Origin of the sequence: Pluralibacter sp. (assembly GCF_019237635.1) — a bacterium.
Taxonomy (GTDB): Bacteria; Pseudomonadota; Gammaproteobacteria; order Enterobacterales; family Enterobacteriaceae; genus Enterobacter_B.
In genome coordinates, this window is record NZ_JAFAGS010000068.1 from 1 (window position 1) to 6,573 (window position 6,573).

At 55.5% G+C, this 6,573-nt stretch carries 7 protein-coding genes and 1 pseudogene; 3 read left to right on the forward strand and 5 right to left on the reverse strand.

Translation table 11 applies throughout. From position 1 onward, the window contains the following. Positions 1 to 81, reverse strand: a pseudogene (locus JO226_RS07810) (YaiI/YqxD family protein); the annotation flags it as partial. A 125-nt stretch (positions 82 to 206) separates the two neighbouring features. On the opposite strand from JO226_RS07810, the gene proC reads away from it, so the two are divergent. Continuing rightward, positions 207 to 1,016, forward strand: a complete 810-nt coding sequence (proC, locus tag JO226_RS07815; RefSeq protein ID WP_293546303.1) for a pyrroline-5-carboxylate reductase — start codon at positions 207 to 209, stop codon at positions 1,014 to 1,016. A 42-nt stretch (positions 1,017 to 1,058) separates the two neighbouring features. On the opposite strand, the gene psiF is transcribed toward proC, so the two are convergent. Then, the gene (gene psiF, locus JO226_RS07820) at positions 1,059 to 1,379 is read right to left on the reverse strand and encodes a phosphate starvation-inducible protein PsiF (protein ID WP_293546306.1); all 321 of its coding nucleotides are present in this window, start codon (positions 1,377 to 1,379) and stop codon (positions 1,059 to 1,061) included. 87 nt (positions 1,380 to 1,466) lie between these two features. Further along, positions 1,467 to 2,669, reverse strand: coding sequence for a multidrug efflux MFS transporter (locus tag JO226_RS07825; protein ID WP_293546309.1), 1,203 nt, complete (start codon positions 2,667 to 2,669; stop codon positions 1,467 to 1,469). Between the two features lie 271 nt (positions 2,670 to 2,940). Here JO226_RS07825 and ddlA point away from each other — a divergent pair, with 271 nt between their 5' ends. Then, a complete protein-coding gene (gene ddlA / locus JO226_RS07830; RefSeq protein WP_293546312.1) occupies positions 2,941 to 4,041 on the forward strand; it encodes a D-alanine--D-alanine ligase in 1,101 nt (366 codons plus the stop codon). Positions 4,042 to 4,048: 7 nt separating this feature from the next. On the opposite strand, the gene JO226_RS07835 is transcribed toward ddlA, so the two are convergent. After that, positions 4,049 to 4,261: a DUF2754 domain-containing protein gene (locus tag JO226_RS07835; RefSeq protein ID WP_293546315.1), complete on the reverse strand. Its 213-nt coding sequence runs from the start codon at positions 4,259 to 4,261 to the stop codon at positions 4,049 to 4,051. A gap of 231 nt (positions 4,262 to 4,492) precedes the next feature. Here JO226_RS07835 and JO226_RS07840 point away from each other — a divergent pair, with 231 nt between their 5' ends. Beyond that, positions 4,493 to 4,795, forward strand: a complete 303-nt coding sequence (locus JO226_RS07840; RefSeq protein ID WP_293546317.1) for a DUF2755 family protein — start codon at positions 4,493 to 4,495, stop codon at positions 4,793 to 4,795. 94 nt (positions 4,796 to 4,889) lie between these two features. Here the strand turns inward: JO226_RS07840 and sbmA are convergent, their stop codons facing one another. Beyond that, positions 4,890 to 6,110 (reverse strand): peptide antibiotic transporter SbmA, encoded by a 1,221-nt coding sequence (gene sbmA, locus JO226_RS07845; protein WP_293546319.1) that lies wholly within the window; start codon positions 6,108 to 6,110, stop codon positions 4,890 to 4,892. Positions 6,111 to 6,573 lie beyond the last annotated feature (463 nt).

Consider the following 6,573-nt stretch of genomic DNA (forward strand, 5'->3'; position numbering starts at 1 on the left):
CGTTTGCGTACGCTCCGCGGCGCGAAACAGGATCTCTTTAATCACATTCGGACACGCATCCGCATCCACCCAAATAGCCATATTCACTCCTGTTACCTTATCTGCGCTCATTGTCGCCTGCTTTCCTTCCTGCTGCAAAGCCACAACCGCGCAACAAGGTGATAAGCTATAACGCACAATCAATAACACGCAGAGGGAGAGACGTTATGGAGAAAAAAATCGGTTTTATCGGTTGCGGCAATATGGGTAAAGCTATTCTCGGTGGCCTTATCGCCAGCGGCCAGGTGCTGCCAGGTCAAATTTGGGTCTACACCCCGTCCCCCGATAAAGTGGCGGCCCTGCACGACCGGTACGGTGTGAACGCCGCCGAAAGCGCCCAGGAGGTCGCTCAGATTGCCGATATCGTCTTTGGCGCGGTGAAGCCCGCCATGATGGTGAAAGTGCTAAGCGAAGTCGCGTCCAGCCTGAATAAAGACTCTCTGGTGGTGTCGATTGCCGCGGGCGTCACGCTCGAACAGCTGGCGCGCGCGCTGGGCCACGACCGTAAAATCGTCCGCGCCATGCCGAACACGCCGTCGCTGGTGAATGCCGGTATGACCTCGGTGACGCCAAACGCGCTGGTGACGCCGGAAGATACGGCCAATGTGCTGAACATCTTCCGCTGCTTTGGCGAAGCGGAAGTGATTGCCGAGCCGATGATCCACCCGGTGGTCGGCGTCAGCGGCTCCGCGCCAGCCTATGTGTTTATGTTTATCGAAGCGATGGCCGATGCGGCTGTGCTCGGCGGTATGCCGCGCGCTCAGGCTTATAAATTCGCCGCGCAAGCGGTCATGGGTTCGGCCAAAATGGTGCTGGAAACCGGTACCCATCCAGGCGAGCTCAAGGACATGGTCTGCTCGCCGGGCGGAACCACGATCGAAGCGGTTCGCGTGCTGGAACAAAAAGGCTTCCGCGCGGCGGTGATCGAGGCGATGGTGAAGTGCATGGAAAAATCAGAGAAGCTGAGTAAATCCTGAGGGTTGAGGGTGAACCGCCCGACGGCGGCTCACCCTGCCTGATTAGCCGTTTTTCTTTAGGCAGGTACTCATAAACTTGTTGCGATCCTCACCCTTAAGGGCTTTCTGACCCGCTTCGGCATTACATGCCTGCATTTTTTTCTGCTGCGGCGTCAGGGTTTTCTCATCCGTTTTCGCGCTGTCCTTCTTCAGACACTCGCTCATAAAAGATTTCCTTGCATCTCCCTTCAACGCTTTAGACGACGCCTGCTCGTTGCAGACCGTCATCTTCTGCTGCTGTGGCGTCAGCGTTTTCTCTGCTGCCCCCACCGTCGTCATCAACACCAGACCAAACAGTAACGTAACCAGTAATGTTATTTTCATAGCACCATCCTTCTGTGAGGTATCACAGTAAGTCTGGACATAGAAACGAAAAAAACCACCTGACGAAGCGAAAAAGCGCTCCGCTCGCTACCGTACCTGCGCCCGATCGCGTTTGCGCAGCATCAGGGCAAGCTGCAACAGGTTCAGCAAAACGACGACGGCAGTCGCGACAAACACCCAACGAAACCCGGCCATCGCCGACACAGAAGCGCCGATCAGCGGCCCGGCGACGTTGCCGAGATACATAAACGACTGGTTATAGCCAAAGATGCGCCCGGTGACCCGATCGCTCGAATACTTGAGCAGCAGCGTCTGTACCGCTGGCAGCATCGCCCCGTCGGCAAACCCCAGCAGGAAACGCAGAATACCCAGCTGCAGCGGCGAGGTGACGAACGACATCGCGAAGAACATGACAACGGCGCAAAACAGCGTCGCCAGCAGGATGCGGTGCGCGCCAATCCGGTCGCCGAGTTTGCCCAGACGCGGAGCGGATATCAGCGCCGACACACCCGGCACCGCGGCAATCATGCCGCTTAAAAAGGCGATATTATTGCTGTCCGGCGCCATTGATTTGATAAACAGCGCCAGAATCGGCCCAATGGAGCCGTTGCACATCTGGATAACCATGGTGGTGACGAACAGGCTAATCACCAGCCCGGGACAGGGCAACGTGGCGAACACCGCCCTGCCGCTCAGTCGTTCTGCGCGGCCCACGTTCGGTCTGCCGCCCTCTTTGATCAAAAACAGGGTGACCAGAAAACTGACCATCAGCAGGATAGCGGTAATCAAAAACACCGCGCGCAGGCCCACGTGGTCAGCGAGAAAACCGCCCAGCATCGGCCCGCCTATCACTCCGCTGATTTGCGCCGTTGACAGCGTACTGAGCGCCCAGCCGCTGCGCTCGCGCGGCACCTGCGAGGCCACCAGCGCCATCGCGTTAGGAATATAGCCGGAGGTCAGCCCCATCACCGCCCGCAGGAAAAATAGCTGCCAGACGTTGGTGGCAAAGGCCTGCAGCAAAATGGCCACCGCCATGCCGAGCGAAGCGCGCAGCAGCATCAGCTTGCGTCCTTTGCTGTCCGCGAGACTCCCCCACATCGGCGAGACGATAGCTGACACCAGGAATGTCACGCTGAAGGTCAGCCCCGACCACATCGACAACGCTTCATGTGAGGTCACGCCGAGCTGCGAAACATAGAGTGGTAAAAACGGCAGTATTTGGCTGATGGCAAGTCCGGTAAAAAAACAGCCGAACCAGACGGAAATAAGGTTAACCTTCCAGGATTCCATAACGACGTACGATCTTTTTTGGGTCTATAACCCTCAGCATAACAAGATCTCTGAAACGGCGGTTCACCCAGAGATGCGGTTGCCGCGACTTTGGTGTTTTATCTTACAAAGATAAAATTATGTGACTAATATCACGCTAATTAACCCCCTGTGCAGCGCGTTATCCTTACCTCAGATTCCCGCGTTTTCCCCCTGCAATGGAAAAGGGCGGAAGCAGTCGCAGCGACGTGCTATCGTATCCGCTTTATGTTTTCTGTTGATGGAAGTGGAAATGGCTAAGTTGCGGGTGGGAGTCGTGTTCGGCGGTAAATCATCTGAGCATGAGGTATCGCTACAGTCGGCGAAGAACATCGTCGAGGCGATGGATAAAACGCGTTTTGACGTCGTACTGTTGGGGATTGATAAGCAGGGACAATGGCACGTTAACGATGCCAGTAACTACCTGCTCAACGACCACGACCCGGCGCATATCGCGCTGCGCCCCTCCGATGTGACGCTGGCGCAAATCCCGGGTAAGGAAAGCCAGCAGCTTATCAACGCCGACAGCGGTCAGCCGCTGCCTGCGATTGACGTTATTTTTCCGATTGTGCATGGCACCCTGGGGGAAGATGGTTCGCTACAGGGCATGCTGCGGATGGCCAATCTGCCGTTCGTCGGCTCCGACGTGCTGGGCTCCGCGGCCTGCATGGACAAAGATGTCACCAAGCGCCTGCTGCGCGACGCGGGGCTTAACATCGCCCCTTTCATCACCCTGACGCGGGCCAACCGCCAGCGCGTGTCCTTTGCCGAAGTGAGTGAAAAGCTCGGCCTGCCGCTGTTTGTCAAACCGGCAAACCAGGGCTCTTCGGTGGGCGTCAGCAAGGTGAAAAACGAAGCGCAGTACCAGCAGGCGGTCGCGCTGGCGTTTGAATTCGACCACAAGGTGGTCATCGAGCAGGGAATTATCGGCCGCGAGATCGAATGCGCCGTGCTCGGCAATGACGACCCCCAGGCCAGCACCTGCGGTGAAATCGTGCTTAACAGCGAGTTTTACGCCTACGATACCAAGTACATCGACGATAACGGCGCGCAGGTGGTAGTCCCTGCCGATATTGATCCGGCGGTAAACGATAAGATCCGGGCGATCGCCATTCAGGCGTACCAGACGCTGGGATGCAGCGGCATGGCACGCGTTGACGTTTTCCTGACGCCGGAAAATGACGTTGTTATCAATGAAATCAACACGCTGCCTGGCTTTACCAACATCAGCATGTATCCAAAACTGTGGCAGGCGAGCGGGCTCGATTACCGCAGCCTTATCTCGCGTCTGATCGATTTAGCGCTGGAGCGCCATCAGGCCAACAGCGCGCTTAAAACATCCATGAACGGGTAACCCCGGCTTATGACTCCGCCGTCGAATCATCAGGACGACGGCGGATGATCAACCCCGCCAGCCAGAAACTGATAACCCAGGTAACCAGCCCGACGGCATAGGTTTGCCAGCCTTTCGCCTCAAATCCCAACAGACCGACCACGCCGTTAAGGATGAAAATCAACCCAATGGCAAAGGCGTAGTAGTGCCAGTCGCGGCGAATTTTATCAGGTAACTTCATAGCAGCCCCACGTCGAAAGAAAGCATCGTCGCATATTCGACGCCCGCCGTCTGCGCGATAGTTAGCAATTTTTTTACATTCTCAGGGGGGGAGACGGTGACGGGACCGAAATCGCAACGCGGGCAATTAGGAGTATTCCTTAACCAAAATTACCATAAATCTGATATTGACAACGGGGTTCTACTGTCACACTCATCTGAGCATTGCTGGTAAAAGCATCAGGAGGTCGTGATGGCTGATTTCACCTTATCTAAACCCCTCTTTCGCGGGAAAACAAAAGCGTCTGCCACTCCAGGCAATATTGCTTATGCCCTGTTTGTGCTGTTCTGCTTCTGGGCTGGCGCACAGCTGTTAAACCTGCTGGTGCATGCGCCAGGAATATTTGAGCACCTGATGCAGCTACAGGACAGCGCCCGTCCGCGGGTCGAGATAGGTCTCGGCGTCAGCACGCTGTTCGGTCTGGTGCCTTTTCTCGCCGGCTGCGCCATCCTTGGCGTCTTCGCCTTCGTGCTGCGCTTGCGTCGCTATTTCTGAGCCATACGCTGGACCCGACCAGGATTAACCCGGTGAGGAACGTCACCGTCGTGGATATCCGGCGTTGTCGGGCTGTCGCCACGACGCGTCCTTGTTAGCTAAATGTTTGCGTCGCTTCCTGGGGGATTTGTTTATCCAGTTCATGCTCAAAACTGCGCAAACGCTTGTAGATGGACATCAGCTCAACCAGCGTGGTCCAGGAACTTATCAGATACTGGAACGAGCCGCGTACCTGTCCAAAAACGTTAGTGATCTGCGTCATCAAACCCAACGTTATCGTACCGGCAACAATCGACGGAAACAGCAGGAACAAACCGAAAACGTTATCCACCTGCAGATATAAAATACGGGCGATGTTGAAATACATGTAGTGGAAATAGAGACGGAAATAGTTCTGGCGCACCGCGCTAAACAGCTCGCGCACCGTCGGCGGCGTCGCGCGATGCGGATCGTCCTCGCCATAGACCAGCTCTTTACGGTAGGCCGCTTCCACGCGCTGGTTTTTAAAGTTCAGACCCGGCAGTTTAATCCCCACCACAGCCAGCAACCCGGTCCCCATCAGCGACCAGACAATGGCGGCAATCACCAGACCATACGGAATGTGACCGACAATCGGCAACTCCTGCACGTGCGGCGACAGCGCCACCAGCACCGGCAGAAACGCAATCAGCGTCATGATGGCGTTAATAAAGCTCACCCCCATATCCTCAAGGGTCGACGCAAAACGCATGGTGTCTTCCTGTACACGCTGCGCAGCGCCTTCGATATGACGCAGATACTGCCAGTGCGCCATATAGTGTTCGTTCATCGCGGTACGCCAGCGAAACACGTAGTGGCTGACAAAAAAGTTGTTCAGTACGCCAATCACGACCGCAATCAGCGCAATGCCGAGGAACACACCGACCTCGTGGTAAAACTGGCCGATAGCCACTTTGTGCGGCGACGACAGTGCGGTCTGGATAAGATCATAGAACGGCGCGTACCAGGCGTTAACCGCGACGCCCACCTCCACCAGAAACCAGGTGACGAAAATAATCAGCGAGGTGCCCAGAATCGACCAGTACTGCCAGCGGTGCGGACTATAGATAAACCAGAACAGGGCAAACACCGCGACGCAAAACAGGTAATAGGCATAAAACACCAGGTAATCCAGCGACCAGAAACGCGCCGCGCTGATCGGCACGTTGCCGCTTGCTCCCACCCACTGCAACAACCATTTGCCGCCGCCAGCCTGCCAGAATATGACGGCGATGAGCGCCCAAACAAACGCCGAGAGAAAAAAAGGACCCGGCTTGGGGAAAAAAGACTTAAACATCATGCTCTCCTGCTAACTTCTTATCGTTCTGGCCGTTGCTGTGTACAGCGGTACGTCCACTGCGGTATTCACCGCAGCAAAAGGTGATATACGTATTGATAATGCGATGACTCATGAGACCTGCGTAAAATGGCTTAGTTCGCAGACCATTGCGTAACAATTGTATCGACGGGTTTCACGTAGACCGGATTACCCGGTACGGTCAGCGTCCGCCATACCTCGTTGTCGCTCGCGCTGGCGGCGTGGTGTCTCAAAAACCCCGTTTTGCATATCGACAACCATGACAACGCGTTTATCCGACATCACATCTCTCCGTAATCGATTGTGAATAGTGAAACTATCATACGCGGCGGAAAACAAAAGCGCGTCACGCGGTTCAGGAAAAAACCTCGTGTTTACCCGCCGTTACGTTTTTCTTCGCACAATCCCACACAATGCCCCTTTGCAAGCGGCGATTAAATAG

Coding starts and splice junctions, on each gene's coding strand:
- proC (WP_293546303.1), top strand. CDS start 207: ATGGAGAAAAAAATCGGTTTTATCGGTTGCGGCAATATGGGTAAAGCT.
- psiF (WP_293546306.1), bottom strand. CDS start 1,379: ATGAAAATAACATTACTGGTTACGTTACTGTTTGGTCTGGTGTTGATG.
- JO226_RS07825 (WP_293546309.1), bottom strand. CDS start 2,669: ATGGAATCCTGGAAGGTTAACCTTATTTCCGTCTGGTTCGGCTGTTTT.
- ddlA (WP_293546312.1), top strand. CDS start 2,941: ATGGCTAAGTTGCGGGTGGGAGTCGTGTTCGGCGGTAAATCATCTGAG.
- JO226_RS07835 (WP_293546315.1), bottom strand. CDS start 4,261: ATGAAGTTACCTGATAAAATTCGCCGCGACTGGCACTACTACGCCTTT.
- JO226_RS07840 (WP_293546317.1), top strand. CDS start 4,493: ATGGCTGATTTCACCTTATCTAAACCCCTCTTTCGCGGGAAAACAAAA.
- sbmA (WP_293546319.1), bottom strand. CDS start 6,110: ATGTTTAAGTCTTTTTTCCCCAAGCCGGGTCCTTTTTTTCTCTCGGCG.